Source organism: bacterium (genome assembly GCA_019912885.1).
Lineage (GTDB): Bacteria > Lernaellota > Lernaellaia > JACKCT01 > JACKCT01 > JAIOHV01.
Genome location: JAIOHV010000211.1, coordinates 1 through 17296 on the forward strand (window position 1 = coordinate 1; position 17296 = coordinate 17296).

Consider the following 17296-nt stretch of genomic DNA (forward strand, 5'->3'; position numbering starts at 1 on the left):
GCGTCGGCGCGCCGCGATTCGCTCGGGCTCTCAAGCACGCGCGCGATCGACGGCACGTCGCGCGGCACGGTCTCGGCGGCCGGCGTCGGCGCGGGCGTCGCCTCGCCGGGAAACCACGTCTCGTCCGCCGTGAAAAAGTCCTTCTTCTCGCGGCAGGCGGAGTGGAAAACGACGAGAGTCAACGCAAGCGCGATCGCCGTCGATCGCAATGTTTTCGCTCGTCTGGCGGGCGCCGGTTGCATCATGTCCATCTTGTCCATGATGTCCATTTTGTCCATGCGCGCGCTGTTTTTCTCGAAGCAGGCGGGACGCCTGCGCTCCCGGGCAATCTCATCGAAACTGGCGGGACGCCTGCGCTCCCCGGGTGCGCGCTCAGGCGCTCTTTTTCCGCAGTCGACCCGCCGCGCGCCGCTCGGGCTTTGCGTCCGCGCGCGTCGCCGGATGCGCGGCGAGCCACTCGACGATGTGCGGGTACACCTCGCGATCGGCGTTGCGACCGCAAAGCAGGTCAAAGTGGCCGTAATGCGAGATATGCCCGTGCTCGCGGCCGAACGGGACGACCTTCGTGTCCTTGCGCCGGATGAGCGCGCGCGTGCGTTCGCCGACGACCTCCGGGCACATGCGGTCGCGGTCGCCCACCAGCATCAAAAGCGGCATGTCGATCCTGTCCGCCATCCCCGCGAAGCAGGCGCCGTCGCGCCGCCGGATCAGGCCGCCCGGCGCAAGAAGCGTCGCCAACTGCACGCACACGTTACCGGACACATCCACCTCGACGCCGGTGTGGATCGCGCGTGCCGCGGCGGGCGAGATGTTTTCGGGCCAGTAGTGGAACTCGCCGATCGGCCCGCGGAAACGCCCGGCGAAAAACGCGTATATCCGCGCAAGGAATCCGGAGCCGACGCGACGCACATAGGGCGCGAGAAACGCCGCCTTCGTCAGCGGGCCGAAGTAAGACTTCGCATTGCCGTAATCGAAGCCGCTCGCCACGGTGACGCCGCTCGCGATGCGCTCCCCGCCGTAAACGCACCCGTGCGCCAAAAGCAGGATGCCGCCCATGCTGTGGCCGATCCAGTGCAAATTTGAATAACCGGTCAAACGCAGCACGTAATCGACGATAGCCGGGTCGTCGCGCTCGATGTAGTCGTCCACCGACCAATCCCAGCGGCGATTCGTGCCCGGGCGCGGCATGTCCGAGGGCGCGCGCCCGCGCAGGTTCGGCAGAAAAACGTCGTAGCCCCGATCGGCGAGCGCGTGCGCGAGCGACGGCGCGCCGTCCGGCCCGTCGCCGACGCCAAGATCAAAGCCCGCGGACGTGCTCGCGAATCCGTGATGCAGGATGACCGGCTCGCCGTGCGGGTCCTCGCCGCGCGGGCGATAGCGGTGGATCGCGAGGCGCCAGCCGTCGTTCGTGGTGACGTAGTGCGTCTCGTCTTCGGTGGAACGCGGGGCGTAGAGATATTCGGCGATCTTGCCGGCCACGTAGAGGCCGGCGGCGATGGTGAGAAGCGTGAAGAGGAACGACATGCGGCGGAGGGTAGCGAGGAACGAGGAAATAGGAAATAGGAATTGACGCGCGGCCAACGGTCAGAGCCGCAAACGAAGTCGCGCCGCTTGGAGCGGCGCGGCGGAGTGCGCGGTTGATACCGCCCCGGCATCGCCGTTCTCTGTCCCATCATGCTGGTGCGGAACCGACCGCGCACTTCGCCTTCGCTTCGCGAATGCTTCGTTTGCGGCCCTGATCGTGCAAGCGCCGACTGCGCACTTCGCCTTCGCTTCGCGAATGCTTCGTTTGCGGCCTGATCGCGTCAGCGCGTCATGACAAGCAGCACCAGCGCCCAGACGGCGAAAAGGAAGCCGACGATGAGCGGTCCGCCGAGGAACACGAGCACGAAGCCGAAGATGGCGACGGATTCGGCAAGCGCCCAGGAGACGATCGGCAGCGTCGCCGCCGCGTCGTGGCGGTAGCCGCGCCGTCGCATGAGAAGCGACGCCATGCTGACCGCGACCGCCAACAGCGAAAACGCGACGAACAGCAGCGGTCCCCCGACGTTCTCTTTCGCGTTTTCGTACTGGTAAAAAATCACGGACAGCACGCCGAACGCCAACACCGACACGATCATCGACGACCAGATGATGCGGTGCGCCGCGGGCGTCCGGAGTCCGCCGGGAATGAGCGCTTCGTAGCTTTGCGTCGCCATGTTCGACCTCCAAGGCCGATATGGTCGCCGATCGCACGCGCGGTTTCTGTAAGCGGGAAATGAAAAGGCGGGAAGACCGGAAGGGAATCGCCGAACCACGGAGCGCACGACGGGCACAACGAAAGTTCAGAGGCAAATTTTCTTTCTCTGTGTCCTCTGTGCCTCTGTGGTGAATTCCTTGGCTTTCGTTGTGCTTTCGCGTTGAGAATCACCGCTCGCACGGAACGAACGTCAGCGTCGGCGCGGAGAACACGCGCTCGTTGCCGTGGATGTAGCCGCCCGTGAGCGCGTCGTAGGCAATCGCCTCGCCCTGGCGCTCGCGCGCGTTCGGCACGCGGCGCGGTTTTGTGTCGAGGATCGCCTCGGGCGGCGCGCCGTCGGGCAGAATCCACTCCCACGCGCGGTCGTAGGTTCGGATGAGCAATCGCCGCCCGGCCGGGTGCCAGTCCGCGGCGGTCACTTTCGAATAGCCATCCGGCTCGTCCCAGGTCAACAAGCCCACCTCGCGCGGCACGTTCATCGCTTCGCGGATGAGGCGGTCGAAGCGGTACACGCGCGTGCCCTCGCGCCGCTCCTTCGAGAAAATCCACACCGTTCCGTCGGGACGCACGGCGAGCGCCTCCGCGTCGCGCGCCCCGTCGGGATACACAAAAGGCAGGCGATCGACGCGCTCGGCGATCATCTCGCCAAACGGCGTGTCGGCGTCGATCAACGGCTCGGGCACGCGGTAGATCGTCGCGTCGATGCGCCGCGAACCGTTGTCGCCGAAATCGCCGACGAAAAGGCAGGATCGAGGATCGAGGATGGAGGATGGAGTTTTCACATCGGCGAACGGCGCGTCTTCCGACTCTCTTTCCTCTTTTCTATTTTCTAATTTCTCGCAGGCGCCGACCGCCATGTCTTCGAAATCCACCGCCCGCACGCCGGGCAGCACGAGCTTGCCGAGTAACTCGCCCCCGCGGTTCATCGCGTAGAGGTACGGTCCGTCGCCGGAATCGTTATGCGCCCAGATGACGGCGGGGTTTTGCCGGCTGACGGCCAGGCCTGACAACTCGTCGAGCGGATTTTCGCCGAGACGAAGCGGCCAGCCGTATTTTTCGCATTCGCGAGCCGTATGGGGGGCGATCGGCGTCATGCCGCCGGCGCTCGCCGTCATGCGCGGCCACGCGGGGATCGGATCGGCCCCATGCCCCGGACGCACCATTCCCGACACGAACGCGACGCCTGTGGCCGCGGCGAGCAAAACGGAGAGGATCAGAAAACGTCGAGGGCGACTCATGCTCCCTTCACGTATCGGCGGATGCGCCATGAAGCGCAAGGGGTGCGTAGCTGTGCGCGTGACGTCAGGGCCGCAAGCGAAGCGAAGCGGAGCGCGCGGTCGGCAGCGAACCTGCACAAACCCCTTCGTCGCGTTTCGTCCATCCGGTCCACCCGTCCACCATGTCCATCCGCGCAAACGCCCGTCTCACGCGTATAATCCCCCCGTGCGCCTTCGCATCGCCATCGTCGCCGTCCTCCTCGCCTGCGCGTGCCGGGTCGCGGCCGATCCTTCATCCCCGCCCGTGCCGACGTCCGCGCCGCTTTCCGATCTCGCGCGGCGCATCGTCGACGCGGCCAACGAGCGCACGACGCATACCGTCCGCTACGACGGCGCGTACGTGCGCATCCCCTATCCCGGCGGCGACGTGCCCGCGGATCAGGGCGTGTGTACTGACGTTCTCGTGCGGGCGTTCCGCTCCGTGGGATTCGATCTTCAAAAGCTCGTGCACGAGGATATGCGCCGCGCGTTTTCGAAATACCCGCGAACGTGGGGCGCCGCCGCGCCGGATCCGAACATCGATCACCGCCGCGTGCCGAACCTGATGACGTTCTTTGCGCGTAACGGCGCCGTGCTTCCGAAATCGACCGACGCGGCCGATTACACGCCGGCGGACATCGTCGCGTGGCGGCTGCCGAACGGCCTGACGCACATCGGCATCCTCGTCGAGCGCGGCGCACACGGCCGCCCGCTCGCCGTCCACAACATCGGTGCCGGCCCGCAAAAAGAGGACGTGCTTTTTGAATGGGAGATCATCGGCCATTACCGATGGCCGAAGGAGGGGTGAGGCGACGATTGCGACGTCCGAGCCGCATAGGGAGGCGAGCCCGGCGAGGCGGAATGCGCGGGTGATTTCGTTGGCCGCTCCGCAAATTTTGCCACGCGCCGCGGCACGAAATCGGGTATCATGGGCGCGTTGATATTTGAATGACGATGTATCGGCGAGGGTTGGGCGATGATCGGTATTTCTCCATCAAAGCGTTTGGTATTGGCGTGGGCGCTCGCCCTCGGTGCGTTTCTCGTTGCCTTCGCGTGCGTTCCGTTCGGGGACGACGACGACGATGACGCGGACGAAGACGACACGGATGACGACGATGTGGACGACGATTTGCTCGAAGACGACGCGGCGGACGACGACCCCTATGCCGACCTGCCAGCCTGCGCCGAATACGCGAAGGGGACGCCTGATTTCGAGTTTCCGGAGTTCGGACGGGTTGCAAACGCGCTCGAAAGCCCGAGGATTGACGAAACCAAGTCTTGTATTGCGACTGTTGCCGGAGTGACGGCGATGCTCGAATGCGACATACCGTCACATCCTTTGCTGACATTCAAAATTCGCTGGAATGAAACGGCGAATCCCGACCCGATCGTCGATGGGCAACGCCTGCGCGCGTATGGCTTCACCTTCGAGAACTACGGCACCGGTCTGGTCTGGATTTTCGACGAGAACGGCGGGACGGTTGCATTTCAGTTGATGGAAGATACGTATCTGGGAGCGCTTACCTTGGTCGTCGATGGCATTGAACGCGCGTTCGATTGGAGTACGGAGCCGGCGTGCGTCGTCGTTTCCGACGAGGTGCCCGGCGACGTCGAGCTGACGCTAAAAGGAACGGCCGACGGCCATCCGTTTTCCGTGACCAAACCGAACGGTCGTGCCGTTACAAGCGACGGCGTGCTCGAGGTGAACGTCGTCGATGCGCACATCGAACTTTACGAATCCGACAATTGCGGCGACAAGGCTGCCAATTATCAAAAAGAAAATTGCGCTTTTGGTCGCTACTTCGTGCAAATCACGGAGGCGTCATGAAAGCGCTGGTCGCCGTTTCGATTTTTGCGGCCGCGATTTTGGCCTGCATCGTCGAGTTCGGATGCGTGACAAGCGGCGATGACGATGAAACCGGTGACGATTTGCCCGGCAGCCCGACGGACTTCGTCATGGACATCGAGGACTATTGCGACTTCGATGACGATGAAGAGAAACAAGGCGCCACACCAAAAGCTTTCGACGATCCGCCGCCGTGCGGGGATTACAAACCCGGCAAACGCGATTTCGAAATTGAGAATTTCGAGAATCGCGCGACGAGTTTTTGGCCGGATCCGACGCGATGCGTCGCGTCGGTAAATGGGTTGCGGGCGGTCCTGACCTGCGAATTATTTGAGGAATTGGACGTAAAAATTACCTGGTTGAATGAGGACAAAGCGTTTCCCATCTCCAATGGGCAAACTCTTTATTTGGTAGGCGACAATCCGGGTTATGAAGTCTACATGCTGTGGTTGTTCGACGAAAACTTTCGGACGGTGTTGTTCGAGCTGACGTCTTATTCCACGGTTTCGTCAATCCGGGTCGGCAGGCTCTATCGAACATTTGAATTTCATGAGTCCCGTATCTGCGAATACACGGCCGACGCCGTGCAGCCGGGGCATAACGTTGATTGGGAGCGTGTCTACGCAAAGTCGCTTGGCGGGCGTTTTGACTGTCACAAATTTTCCGTAGACGAGCCGAATGGGCGCGCTTTAACTGACGATCGCTTATTCGAAGTCAACGTCGTCAATCACCACGCGGGTCGCTTTTACGAGCCGCATGGCGACTGCGGTGAAAAACGCATCGCGGATTCCGAGCCGACATGCGGTGCCGCATTCCTTTCAATGCAGGTTACGGCGGCGGAGTAACGCGCACCGGATGCCATGATGTCCGATCCGCTGCGCGTCGCGCGGGGAAGTCGAGCCCGGCGAGGCGGCATGGGCGGGTGGCGCGATCGAAGCTGGCGGGACGCCCGCGCTCCCGGGGAAATGCCGAGCTGGAGCTCGGCGCTCCCGGGGTGCGCATTGACCTAACATCGCGCGCGCGGTAAGGGGAAGCGTCGCCGGGGCCACGGCGGCGTTTTGTTTCCGGGACGCGTTTCGACCCGCTCCCTGACGGTCGCGGTTCGTGACTCAAGTCACTCTCTGTGTCCTCGGTGTCTCCTCTGTGCTCTCGGTGTACCGTCGAAAAATCGGAAAAAGGAACGGGCAAGGGAAGGGAAAGGGTAAACGATGGACGTCAAAGTCGAAGCCATTTCGCCCGTCAAGAAGCGGGTGTCGATCACCGTCGAGCCGGAGCGCGTCAGGAAGGCGCGGGCCTCGATCGTCACGACGCTGAAAAAGCAGGTGCAGATGCGCGGGTTTCGGCCGGGCAAGACGCCCGCCTCGCTCATCGAGCGCCGCTATGGCGATGCGATCGACGAGCAGCTCCGCGACGACCTTCTGCGCGAGGGCCTGCAAGAGGCGAACAAGGACGGCGAGCTGCGCATCATCGCCGAGCCGGAGATCGAGTCCGCGGACCCGTCGGACGACGGTGGATTCGCGCTTGTCGCCACGTTCGAGACCATGCCCGCGTTCGAGCCCGCGGATTACAACGGCATCGCCACCCGGCGCGTTCGCGTCGCGGTGACGGACGACGAGCTGGAGCAGCAGCTCGAACACCTGGCCTCGCACAAGGCGGTGATGGAGCCGATCGACCCGCCGCGCCCCGCCGCGATCGGCGATTTCGTGGAGATCGATTTTGTCACGCGCACCGGCGAAACGCCGCCCGACGCCGAGCCTCAGAAGATCGAAAACCACCTGATCGAGCTCACGCCCGACGGCGGATTCATGCCGCCGGGCTTCAACGATGCGATCGCCGGGATGACGCCGGGCGAATCGAAGTCGTTCGACCTCGCCTTCGGCGACGACGCCGGGCGCCCGCACCTGCGGGGGCGGTCGTTCCATTTCGACGTGGACCTGAAAGCGGTGAAAAAGCGCGTCGTGCCCGATGTGGATGACGAGCTGGCGCGCGATTTCGGATTCGAGAGCCTGGACGAGCTGCGCCGCATCCAGAAGCAGCACCTGGAGACCGACAAGCGCCGCCGGCTTCGCGGGCGCGACCGGCAATATCTCCTCGACGCCCTGCTCGCCAAAAACGACGTGCCCGCGCCGGACATCATCGTGCGCCGGCAGATGGAAAGCATGAAGGCACGGATGCGTCAGGATCTGGCGCAGTCCGGCATGCCCGGCCACGAGGCCGACATGCTCGCCGGCGAGGCCATGCCCGAGCAGAAGGAAAACGCCGTCCGCGAGGTGAAGGCGCTCCTGCTTTTCGACGCGATTGCCGAAAAGGAGAATATCGCCGTTTCCGACGAGGAGGTGCGGCGGCACATCGAGGAGTCGGCCACGCGCATGAATCGCTCCGCGGCCGAAATCGCCGCTTTTTACCAGAAGGAAGGCCTGCTCGACGACCTGAAAAGCCGTCTTCGCGACGAGAAGGTTCTTGATTTTCTGCTCGACAACGCTAACGTGGATTGGATCGACCCCGAGGACGACGAAAACGCGTCCGAAACGGACGACGATTTGGCCTAACGCGGCGAATAGCGCCCGGCCCGGCCCGGGGAACGGCGTCGATGAAGGAAGGCGGCAGGATGCTCATTCCGATGGTCATCGAGACCACGAACCGCGGCGAGCGGGCGTACGACATTTATTCGCGCCTGCTCAAGGACCGCGTCATCATGGTCGGATCACCGATCGACGACCAGGTCGCGAACCTCATCATCGCGCAAATGCTTTTCCTCGAAAGCGAGGATCCGGACGCGGACATCTTCTTCTACGTCAACTCGCCCGGCGGCTCGGTGACGGCCGGCCTTGCGATTTACGACACGATGCAATTCATCCGCCCCGATGTTTCGACAATCTGCATGGGGCAGGCGTTCTCAATGGGTTCGTTCCTTCTGGCCGCGGGCGCCAAGGGCAAGCGATTCGCGTTGCCGCACTCGCGCATCATGATCCATCAGCCGATCGGCGGGGCGCGCGGACAAGCGTCGGACATCGACATCCACGCGCGCGAAATCCTGAAACTCGCCGAGGAGCTGGCGCGTATCATGGCCAAGCACACCGGGCAGAGCGTCAAGAAGATCAAGGCCGACTCCGACCGCGATTTTTTCATGAGCGCGGAGGAGGGCGTCGGCTATGGCATCGTCGATCAGGTCCTGACGCACCGGCCCGCCGACGAGCCGGTGGAGAGCGACGGCAAGCCGTCGAAGTGACTTTGTTTGTAAGCGCCCATGCCGGGCCAGGCGTTCGGCGGGCGGGGGCGCGTTTGATCTGGCAACATTTTGCCGTGGGGCGGTCGGTGTCCACGGGACGCCGGAATGACAACCGCGGGACCGGATGAAACGGTCCGTTGAAAAGTAAGCCTGGAGGGTGACCGATGGTCAAACGCGGTCCGGACGATTCGCACAACCTGACCTGCAGCTTCTGCGGCAAGAGTCAGCGCGAAGTCAAAAAACTCATCGCCGGCCCCGGTGTGTACATCTGCGACGAGTGCGTTGACCTGTGCAACGACATCATCGCGGAAGAGACGCAGCGCGACCGGCAGCGCTCGGACGCTTCCGGCATTCCGAAGCCGCGCGAAATCCACAATCGCCTCGACGAATACGTCATCGGCCAGGAGACGGCCAAAAAGACGCTCGCCGTCGCGGTGCACAACCACTACAAACGCATACAGGCGCGCGCCGACTACGACGACGTCGAGATCGCCAAGAGCAACATCCTGCTCATCGGCCCGACGGGCTCGGGCAAGACGCTGCTGGCGCAGACGCTCGCCAAGATTCTGAACGTGCCGTTCGCCATCGCGGACGCGACGACGCTCACCGAAGCCGGCTACGTCGGCGAGGACGTCGAGAACATCATCCTGTCGCTTTTGCAGAACGCCGATTTCGACATCGAGCGCGCCGTTCGAGGCATCATTTACATCGACGAGATCGACAAGATCAGCCGCAAGTCGGACTCGCCGTCGATCACGCGCGACGTGTCCGGCGAGGGCGTGCAGCAGGCGCTGCTCAAGATCATCGAAGGCACCGTCGCGCACGTTCCGCCCAAGGGCGGGCGCAAGCATCCGCAGCAGGATTTCCTGCACATCGACACGACGGACATCCTGTTCATTTGCGGCGGCGCGTTCCACGGCCTGACGGACATCATCCGCAAACGGCTCGGCCGGCAGTCGATGGGCTTCACCGCCAACGTGACGACGCACGACAAGGCGGCCGACGGCGAACTGCTGCGCAAGGTGATGCCGGAGGATCTGCTGAAGTACGGCCTCATCCCCGAATTCATCGGCCGCCTGCCGGTCGTCGTCACGCTGCACGAGCTTGACGAGGCCGCGCTTATCGACATCCTGACGCGGCCGAAAAACGCGCTGGTGCGCCAGTACCGGCGCCTGTTCGAGATGGAAGACGTGGCGCTGAACTTCACGGAAGGCGCGCTCAAGTCCGTGTCGTTGAAGGCGATCAACCGCGGAACCGGCGCGCGCGGCCTGCGCTCGATCCTTGAGGGCGTGATGCTCGACATCATGTACGAACTGCCGAGCCAGGATAATATCCGCGAGGTGGTGATCTCCGAGGAGGTCATCGAGTCCGGCGAACAGCCGATCATCGTTTACGGCAACAACGATCCCGCGGAGAAAGAGCCCAAAGAGATCGCTTAGCGAGTGCGGAGTTTCGAATGCGGAGTGCGGAATGAAACGCACTCCGCATTTTTGTTTTCTCGCGCCGCAATGTGTGCCGAGCTGGGGCTCGGCGTTCCTGGGCTGCTTGCCGCGCTTCCCGCCGCGACCTAATCTGCGCGACATGAATCTTGGACTTGCCGGAAAAAGCGCGATCGTGTGCGCCGCGAGCAAGGGGCTCGGGCGAGCGAGCGCGCTGGAGCTTGCCGCGGAGGGTGCGAACGTCGCCATCTGCGCACGCGACGAGGATCGGCTTGCGCAAACGCGCCGCGAGATCGATAAGGCCGGCGGCCGGTGCGTCGCGGTGGTGGCCGACATGAAAGTCGAGGCCGACCGCGCGCGCTTTTTTGAGACGGCGGCGCGCGAGCTTGGGCCGATCGACATCCTGGTGAACAACGCGGGCGGCCCGCCGCCGGGCGGCGCGACGGCCTTTGGCGTCGCCGATTACCGCGACGCGGTCGAGCTGAACATGCTTTCGGCGATCGACATGTCCGCGCGCGCGCTGCCGTCGATGCGCGAGCGCGGCTTCGGGCGAATCGTCAACATCGTGTCCATCGCGGCGCTCCAGCCGATCCCGCACCTCGCACTCTCGAACGCGGCGCGCGCGGGCTTGCTCGGCTACGCGAAGACACTCGCGTCCGAGGTCGCGCGTGACGGCGTGACGGTCAACAGCCTGTGCCCGGGATCGATCCTCACCGACCGCGTTCGATCGATGCTGCCCGAAGGTGCGGACGAACACTCTATCCCCGAATCCGGGCCGCTTGCCGATCTCATCCGGGCGATACCCGTCGGCCGCATGGGCCGGCCCGACGAGTTCGGCGCGGTGGTCGCGTTCCTGGCGTCCGAGCGCGCGTCATACATGACCGGCGTCGCGCTGTTGGTGGACGGCGGCGCCTGCCGAGCAATTTTTTGAGGCGCGCCGCACGAAGCGCGATGGACATGATGGACCGCATGGACATTGTGGACGGGTGGACGCGCGCGTCTGCCAAGCAGGATAGCTGTCAGCCGTCGGCGATCAGCAATCAGTGGTCGGCGGTCGGCGGTCAGCCGGCGGACATTCCCCATTCCGCATTCGCAATTCCCGATTCGTCCTACTGCGTCTTGTCGATGAACTTGTGGTAGCTTGCGAGCCAGTACGCCGCCAGGTAGTCGTGGCCGGAGTGGACCTTTTCCGGGATATTCGCGCCGCAGCCGCTGATGAGAAACGGGCTCCACTGGAACATGAACCCGGCCGGGCAGTACTGGTCGACGGTCGTGGGCTCGTTGGCCTGGTACTCAAAGTCGCCGATCAGGTTTTCGATCCACGGGTACTGGTCGATCAGATCGGACAGGAACACGGACACCGGGTCGAGCGTGTAGTCCTGCGGATCGCGCGGATCGACGACGTACTCCCATAGCGGCGGGTCGCGGAAATCGCCAAAGTCCTGTTCGAGCTGCGCCTGGTAGGGATCGGGTCCCTTGGCCGGCGTGTAGTCGCCCTGGCTCATGAAGATGCCGTTGAACCACGGGTTGTGCGACAGGCGCGCAAACGTGTGCACCTTCGTCTCGAACGTGTTCAGCAGGAAGGCGTAGTCGTCTTCCGACAGGTACGCCTTCCCGAGACGCAGGATGTTGTACCAGGTCTGGTGCGCGAGCTGGTTGCCGTAATAGCTGTTGTAGCGGTTGAAAAACGTGATCGCGCTCGTGGCGATCACGTCGCGATTGCTGTCGAGCACGAGCGTTTGCAGCTCGGCCTTGAAGCGGTCGAGCCCGGTGACGTGATAGCCGATGAGCGTCCACGCGAGCTTCATGAACGGCAGGACGTTCGGGCCCTTGGTCGTCGGCAGGCCGTCCACGTCGATGATCCACCAGTTGGTGTCAGAGATGAACATGTCGAGCACCTCCGTCACGTCGTCAACGATGATTTGCCGGCTCGCCGCGTCGTCAAGCAGGTCATGGGCCATCGCCATCCCGTAGAACCAGCCGACGTACATGTCGCGGCTCGTGTTGCCGACCCACCAGTCGCCGGCGTAGTCGCCGGTATCGACACGGTGGCAGTCCGGGTCCGAATCGCAGTGCGCCTCGCTCACGAATCTCGTCATCTCGGATTGCGGCGCGCGGAAACGCGCGAGAAAGCCCGGCTTGCCCGTGACGTGCAGGTGATTGGTCAGCGTCTGCACGCGGTCGATCGCGCTCTGTTTCGCCTCGGCCGAACCGGTGACCCAGTAGCGCATGCACTGCGTTCCGAGGTAGGTGGCCGTCCAACTCGTGCTGTCGCCGAACCCGTGCCAGATGTCGATCTCCGTGTACGTGTTGTCGGTGAACCAGGCGTGGACGTGCCCGCCATAAAACGGCAAATGCCACGTATCGACCCACTCGTCGTAATCCTGCGCCTTCAGGCGAAACGCGCCCGCGCCGCCCGACTCGTCGTAGTCCCGCGTCTCTTGGTTTGACTGCGGCCAGTCCGCGACGAAATCGTCGGCGACCGTCGTGTCGTCATCGCCGGTGTCGTCATCGCCGGTGTCGTCATCCGCATCATCGTCCGAGTTGTCGTCGTCCGAGGTGTCGTCGTCACCGGTGTCGTCATCCGCATCGTCATCCGAGGTGTCGTCATCGGCGTCATCGTCGATGTCGTCATCACCCGTTTCGTCGTCGTCGTCGTCATCGTCACCGCACGAGCAGCCGGGAAACGCCGTGAAAAGAAAAATCGGCAACAAAAGCGCCCAGAACGATTGCGTACGCATAAAACGCTCCCAAAGCCCGTGGGATGAACAAACACGATGGACGAAATGGACCGCATGGACGATACGCGCGCCACGTGGGCAAGCAACGTTCGCACGGCTTCGCCAGCCGTCCATCAAGTCCATCTTGTCCATCTTGTCCATGATGTCCATGCCTTTTCGATGACACTTCGACCGATCGACGTTCGCTTATTCACGCCGCCACGTAGACGTATAGCGCCGCCGCGGAGGCGAGTACGGCCGCCGCGGGCCGTGCGCGCCCGCCCGCATACAACGCGGCGAGCGTGCCGGCCGACGCGCCGACGATCGCCCACAGCACGACGCGCGGGCCGTGCATGACGCCGGGGATCTGCGACCAGACGGCATAGACCGCAAGCTGCGCGGCGAAGCTCGCGGCGAGATACGCCATCGCGCCCTCGACGGTGCGGCTGGCCGCGCCCTTGAACTTGAATCGCCGCCTTCCGAAGCGCGATTCCGCGAACGTCGACGCCACGGCGCCCGCCGCATGGCCGAGCATCGGACCGATCATGTTGAATCGCCATCCGCCGCCGAACAGGCTCCCCTGGTCCCAGAACAACGGCGCGAGCGCAAGGCCCGCAAGCCAAAACGCGGTGCGCGCGGAGTAAACGTCGTCGAGACGACTGCGCAGATCGTTTCGTGCCTCGCGCGCCTCGCGGGCTTCGCCGGCATCCGCGCCCTCGGGCACGCCCGCGTCGCGCAGGGATCGCGACGCGAAGACCGCAAGCCGCCGCGTCAACAACAGCGCGGCGAAGACGATGGCGATCGCCGTCGGCACGAGGAACGCACGGCGGAACACCAACGGCATCCAAAGGGCGTTCGCGGCAAGGAAGATGTTGCGTCGCACCGCGGCGCGCTTCGGATTGCGCGCGATCACGCGGCGCTCCAGGGCGTACATCGCGAAAAGCCACGCCAGCGCGAGCGATAGGCCGAACGCCTCGCGCACAAGCGGCGAGGCGTGGAGCGTTTGCCAGATCGAGGTGAGCGCGTCGGCGACGGGCACGGCGCCGAATCAACCTGCGCCGGTTTCGTCGAACGACACGCGGACCGCCGCGAGATTCCCGCCGGCGAGCGCGCTCGTTTTGCCCGGGGGAAATCCGGCCGTGCGTAATAGCGCCGGCAACGCGCCCGCGGCGAGAAAGCCGCGGTAGTTGCGGTAATGCGCGCCGCCGATGAAACGCTCGATGACGAATGTCAGCGCGTGCATGCCCTTGCCGACAAAGCCGGCGAAAGGCCCGTCGTGATAGTCGATCACGACGATGCGCCCGCCCGGCGCGGTCACGCGGCGCAGTTCCCGCAGCACGCGCTCGCGCGTCATGCTTTCCATCTCGTGCAGCGCAAGCACGATCGTGACGACATCGAACGACCCCGCGGCAAACGGCAGGTGCGTCGCGTCGGCGCGCATGAACTCGACGCCGGGCTCGTCGCGTTTGCGCGCCACCTTGAGCATCGCGTCCGATAGATCGACACCCACCGCGCGGCAGCCCTCGCGCGCGAATTCGCGGACCAGATGGCCGGTGCCGCACGCTGCGTCGAGCGTGCGTTCCCCGCGTTTGGGCTTGGCGATCTTGATCGCGATTCGCCGAAGCCCCGCGTTCATGCGCTCAAACAGCAGGTCGTAATACGGCGCGATGACGGCGTATTCGCGGCAGGGCATCAGGGCGCCTCGCCGGTCTCGTCGGCCGCGGCGGATTCCATCTGCTTTTCGGCGAGCTTTTTCGCCTCGAACGTGGCGATCGCGTCGTTGACGTCGCGCTGGATGCGCGCGGAGACGTTTCGCGCGGCGTCGCTCATCGCGGCGACGACATGTTGCGGCGTCTGTCCGGCGGTCGGGATCGATTCCTCGTAAGTACGCTGAAAGAGCACGTGCTTGCCGCGATGATACGCGAACAATGCCGTACGCACCGCGAGCACCGAGAACCAGACGTCGGGCTCGTCCTTCTCGTAAATGGCCACGACCTGCCCCTCGAGCTCGTAGTCCGGATAGATCGAGCTGCGCATGTCGATCGTCGCTTCATAGAGCCCGGAGGCCACCATGTCGCGCAGCAGCAGATCGGTGAGCATGTCGCCGGGATTCACGATCCACATGTGGTAGTCGTAAACCTTCCGGCGCTTGGCGGACGTGGAGTAGACGATCTGCGGCGATTGATAGCCCGCCGCGACGTCGAAATTCGCGACGCGCACGACAACGCCGGGAAAGGCGACGCCGTCCGCGGCCGGCGGCTCGTATTCGATCTGGTAGAAATTTTCGTCCTTGTGCTCGCGCTGAAAATTGAAGCACGCGGGCAGCGACGCGGTGAGCGCGGCGATAGCGGCCATGGCGGCAAAACGCGATATCCAGTTTGCGGTCGTGGTCATGGCGCCATCTCCCGTCCGGTCGGCTCCGGCGCAACGATGCGTTCCGGCGGCGGCTCGCCGAGGATCATCTGCGCCGGGTCGCGGGCCATCTTCTCGGTCATGCGCGCCAGGTTGTCGGTCGTGCGGCGCAGGTTGATCAGCGACGCCGCCAGCTCGTTGTCGAGCCGCTCGAAAAGCTGCGCGAAACTCTGGATCGACATGCGCATGTCGGCGAACGTGCCCTTCACGTCCGCGCCTTCCACCTCCGCGCGGATGGCGCCGACAAGCCCCTTCAATTCCGCGAGCGTCCGGTCGATTTCGTCGATCGCGTTTTCGGTCTGCTTTTTGTTCAACAGATAACGCAGGCGTTCGCCGGCGTCGGCCATCGCTTCGACGAGGCGGTCGATGTTCGGATCGTCCACGCGCTCGGAAATCGTATGGAACGAGGTCTTCACGTTGTCGCTGATGCCCTTGAAGTCGATCTGCATGACGGATTCGTAAACGTTTTCGAGCGCCTCGAAAATCTCCGCCGTGCCCGAGGCCTTCGCGGGGATGTACGTGCCGCGCGGATTGAATTTGATCTCGATCGGCTCGGAGGCGGGCGACCTTGTGATCTCGACGAACTTCATACCGGTGATGCCGGCCATGGCGAGCTCCGCGCGCATGTCGTCCTCCTTGCGAAACGGCGATTCCAGCTCCATCTGCACCTCGATGAGCTTGCCGTCCGGCCCGACGCGAATCCGCGAAACCGTTCCGACGGCCACGCCCATGAATTTGACCTGCGAGCCGGTATCGAGCCCCTGCACGGATTCGTCGAAGTAGGTGACGAAGGTCGTCGTCTCGGAAAAAAACTTCGTCGCCCCAAGCCAGATCAACGCCGCGGCCATGATGAGCGTTCCGCCGACGACAAACAGCCCGACCTTGAAGTTGCTTCCCGTCCCCGCCATCAGGCCTCCCGCGCGCCGCGGCCCGCGCCCTCGATCGTGTCGCCTTCCTCGCCCGGAACAACCGACCGCGCGTCGTCGCGCTCCGCGAACGCGCCGTGTTCGTCCTCGTCCCCGATCATGCCGTCCCCGTCGTCGTCGCGGCTTTCGGTCTGGCGATTGAAAAAGTCCCGCACCTTGGGATTGTCGCTGTTCTCCCGCAACGCGCGCGGATCGCCCTCGGCGATGATCCCGTGCGTCGATTTGTCGAGCATGATGCAACGGTGCGCGATCGTGAAGATGGACGGAAGCTCGTGCGTCACCACGACCACCGTGACGCCGAGCGAATGATTCAGCCGGATGAGCAGCGCGTCGATCTCCGCGGACGTGACGGGATCGAGCCCCGCGCTCGGCTCGTCGCAAAACAGGATGCGCGGATCGAGAGCCATCGCGCGCGCGAGCCCCGCCCGCTTTTTCATGCCGCCGGAGATCTCGCTCGGCAGATGGTTCTCGTATCCGCCAAGGCGCACGAGTTGCAGCTTCATCCGCACGATCAGGTCGATCACGTCCTCCGGCAAATCGGTGTATTCCTCGAGTTGCAGGGCGATGTTCTCCGCGAGCGTCATCGATCCGAACAGCGCGCCGCTTTGAAAGAGGATGCCGATCTTGCGAAGCAAGTCGTGGCGCTTTTTGCCGCGCGCTGTCGTGATGTCGTCGCCGTCAATGAGGATGGACCCGGAGGTCGGCGTTTCGAGCCCGACGATTTGCCGCAGCAGGGTGCTCTTGCCGCAGCCCGATCCGCCGAGGATGACGAAAATCTCTCCCTCGCGGATCGTAAACGACACGTCGTCGAGAATCGTCGCGTCACCGTAACGCACGGTGATGTTCCGCACGTCCACGATGACGGGCCTCTCCTCGCGTTCGGCCGCGCCGCCGGTGTCCGGCCCGCCGGCTTCGGCCCGCTGTTCGATTTCCACGCGGCCTTCTTCCCCGGCCGTGCGAGCGGTATCGTCAACGTCGCTCAAGGTGAAAAACCTTCCGGCTCCGGCGCGCGCACGGGCCGAAGTCCCCGCGAACGCCGCCACTCGTTGTATTCGCGCAATTCCCCCGGCTCGACCTCTTCCATGCTCCGAAGCTGCGCGCCCAGGCGCGCGAATCGCCGGCGCGAAACGTCCACATAAGCGCGCCCCTGCGCGAGCGCGGCGGCCAGCGCCTGTTGCGCCGCGTTCGGCCCGCCGCCGCCGAGCGCCCGGGCGAACGCGGCGCAACAG

General features: G+C 64.2%; 18 protein-coding genes. 7 read left to right on the forward strand and 11 right to left on the reverse strand.

Translation table 11 applies throughout. From position 1 onward, the window contains the following. The 4 genes from K8I61_18785 to K8I61_18800 all read right to left on the reverse strand — a co-directional run. Positions 1–278, reverse strand: a 278-nt coding sequence (locus K8I61_18785) for a hypothetical protein (protein ID MBZ0274092.1), incomplete at its 3' end; no start/stop codon positions are given. A gap of 94 nt (positions 279–372) precedes the next feature. Beyond that, complete coding sequence (locus tag K8I61_18790) at positions 373–1524, reverse strand: alpha/beta fold hydrolase (protein MBZ0274093.1); 1152 nt, start codon at positions 1522–1524, stop codon at positions 373–375. Between the two features lie 281 nt (positions 1525–1805). Next, a complete protein-coding gene (locus K8I61_18795; protein MBZ0274094.1) occupies positions 1806–2198 on the reverse strand; it encodes a hypothetical protein in 393 nt (130 codons plus the stop codon). Between the two features lie 208 nt (positions 2199–2406). Beyond that, positions 2407–3477 (reverse strand): esterase-like activity of phytase family protein, encoded by a 1071-nt coding sequence (locus K8I61_18800; protein ID MBZ0274095.1) that lies wholly within the window; start codon positions 3475–3477, stop codon positions 2407–2409. A 28-nt stretch (positions 3478–3505) separates the two neighbouring features. On the opposite strand from K8I61_18800, the gene K8I61_18805 reads away from it, so the two are divergent. The 7 genes from K8I61_18805 (at position 3506) to K8I61_18835 (ending at position 10940) form a co-directional block, all read left to right on the forward strand. Next, the gene (locus K8I61_18805) at positions 3506–4303 is read left to right on the forward strand and encodes a DUF1287 domain-containing protein (protein MBZ0274096.1); all 798 of its coding nucleotides are present in this window, start codon (positions 3506–3508) and stop codon (positions 4301–4303) included. Positions 4304–4612: 309 nt separating this feature from the next. Then, positions 4613–5323: a hypothetical protein gene (locus K8I61_18810; GenBank protein MBZ0274097.1), complete on the forward strand. Its 711-nt coding sequence runs from the start codon at positions 4613–4615 to the stop codon at positions 5321–5323. Further along, complete coding sequence (locus K8I61_18815) at positions 5320–6186, forward strand: hypothetical protein (protein ID MBZ0274098.1); 867 nt, start codon at positions 5320–5322, stop codon at positions 6184–6186. Before K8I61_18810 ends, K8I61_18815 begins: the two co-directional genes overlap by 4 nt. 363 nt (positions 6187–6549) lie before the next feature. Beyond that, the gene (gene tig / locus K8I61_18820; GenBank protein ID MBZ0274099.1) at positions 6550–7890 is read left to right on the forward strand and encodes a trigger factor; all 1341 of its coding nucleotides are present in this window, start codon (positions 6550–6552) and stop codon (positions 7888–7890) included. A 41-nt stretch (positions 7891–7931) separates the two neighbouring features. Continuing rightward, on the forward strand, positions 7932–8570 hold the full coding sequence (clpP, locus tag K8I61_18825) for an ATP-dependent Clp endopeptidase proteolytic subunit ClpP (GenBank protein MBZ0274100.1): 639 nt from the start codon (positions 7932–7934) through the stop codon (positions 8568–8570). 164 nt (positions 8571–8734) lie between these two features. Then, entirely contained in the window at positions 8735–10009 is a 1275-nt protein-coding gene (gene clpX, locus K8I61_18830) for an ATP-dependent Clp protease ATP-binding subunit ClpX (protein ID MBZ0274101.1), read from the forward strand. Between the two features lie 142 nt (positions 10010–10151). Next, positions 10152–10940: an SDR family oxidoreductase gene (locus K8I61_18835; GenBank protein ID MBZ0274102.1), complete on the forward strand. Its 789-nt coding sequence runs from the start codon at positions 10152–10154 to the stop codon at positions 10938–10940. Positions 10941–11118: 178 nt separating this feature from the next. On the opposite strand, the gene K8I61_18840 is transcribed toward K8I61_18835, so the two are convergent. From K8I61_18840 to K8I61_18870, 7 genes are all read right to left on the reverse strand, one after another. Beyond that, on the reverse strand, positions 11119–12750 hold the full coding sequence (locus tag K8I61_18840; protein MBZ0274103.1) for a hypothetical protein: 1632 nt from the start codon (positions 12748–12750) through the stop codon (positions 11119–11121). A gap of 190 nt (positions 12751–12940) precedes the next feature. Continuing rightward, positions 12941–13768 (reverse strand): hypothetical protein, encoded by an 828-nt coding sequence (locus tag K8I61_18845; GenBank protein MBZ0274104.1) that lies wholly within the window; start codon positions 13766–13768, stop codon positions 12941–12943. A gap of 9 nt (positions 13769–13777) precedes the next feature. Further along, positions 13778–14422: a methyltransferase domain-containing protein gene (locus K8I61_18850; protein MBZ0274105.1), complete on the reverse strand. Its 645-nt coding sequence runs from the start codon at positions 14420–14422 to the stop codon at positions 13778–13780. Further along, positions 14422–15123, reverse strand: a complete 702-nt coding sequence (locus K8I61_18855; protein MBZ0274106.1) for a PqiC family protein — start codon at positions 15121–15123, stop codon at positions 14422–14424. Before K8I61_18855 ends, K8I61_18850 begins: the two co-directional genes overlap by 1 nt. Continuing rightward, the gene (locus tag K8I61_18860) at positions 15120–16049 is read right to left on the reverse strand and encodes an MlaD family protein (protein ID MBZ0274107.1); all 930 of its coding nucleotides are present in this window, start codon (positions 16047–16049) and stop codon (positions 15120–15122) included. The genes K8I61_18855 and K8I61_18860 overlap by 4 nt, the downstream gene beginning before the upstream one ends. Beyond that, positions 16049–16927 (reverse strand): ATP-binding cassette domain-containing protein, encoded by an 879-nt coding sequence (locus K8I61_18865; GenBank protein ID MBZ0274108.1) that lies wholly within the window; start codon positions 16925–16927, stop codon positions 16049–16051. Before K8I61_18865 ends, K8I61_18860 begins: the two co-directional genes overlap by 1 nt. A 119-nt stretch (positions 16928–17046) precedes the next feature. Next, the coding region (locus tag K8I61_18870) for a hypothetical protein (GenBank protein MBZ0274109.1) at positions 17047–17296 on the reverse strand (250 nt) is incomplete at its 5' end.

Coding starts and splice junctions, on each gene's coding strand:
- K8I61_18790 (MBZ0274093.1), bottom strand. CDS start 1,524: ATGTCGTTCCTCTTCACGCTTCTCACCATCGCCGCCGGCCTCTACGTG.
- K8I61_18795 (MBZ0274094.1), bottom strand. CDS start 2,198: ATGGCGACGCAAAGCTACGAAGCGCTCATTCCCGGCGGACTCCGGACG.
- K8I61_18800 (MBZ0274095.1), bottom strand. CDS start 3,477: ATGAGTCGCCCTCGACGTTTTCTGATCCTCTCCGTTTTGCTCGCCGCG.
- K8I61_18805 (MBZ0274096.1), top strand. CDS start 3,506: ATGAAGCGCAAGGGGTGCGTAGCTGTGCGCGTGACGTCAGGGCCGCAA.
- K8I61_18815 (MBZ0274098.1), top strand. CDS start 5,320: ATGAAAGCGCTGGTCGCCGTTTCGATTTTTGCGGCCGCGATTTTGGCC.
- tig (MBZ0274099.1), top strand. CDS start 6,550: ATGGACGTCAAAGTCGAAGCCATTTCGCCCGTCAAGAAGCGGGTGTCG.
- clpP (MBZ0274100.1), top strand. CDS start 7,932: ATGAAGGAAGGCGGCAGGATGCTCATTCCGATGGTCATCGAGACCACG.
- clpX (MBZ0274101.1), top strand. CDS start 8,735: ATGGTCAAACGCGGTCCGGACGATTCGCACAACCTGACCTGCAGCTTC.
- K8I61_18835 (MBZ0274102.1), top strand. CDS start 10,152: ATGAATCTTGGACTTGCCGGAAAAAGCGCGATCGTGTGCGCCGCGAGC.
- K8I61_18840 (MBZ0274103.1), bottom strand. CDS start 12,750: ATGCGTACGCAATCGTTCTGGGCGCTTTTGTTGCCGATTTTTCTTTTC.
- K8I61_18850 (MBZ0274105.1), bottom strand. CDS start 14,422: ATGCCCTGCCGCGAATACGCCGTCATCGCGCCGTATTACGACCTGCTG.
- K8I61_18855 (MBZ0274106.1), bottom strand. CDS start 15,123: ATGACCACGACCGCAAACTGGATATCGCGTTTTGCCGCCATGGCCGCT.
- K8I61_18860 (MBZ0274107.1), bottom strand. CDS start 16,049: ATGGCGGGGACGGGAAGCAACTTCAAGGTCGGGCTGTTTGTCGTCGGC.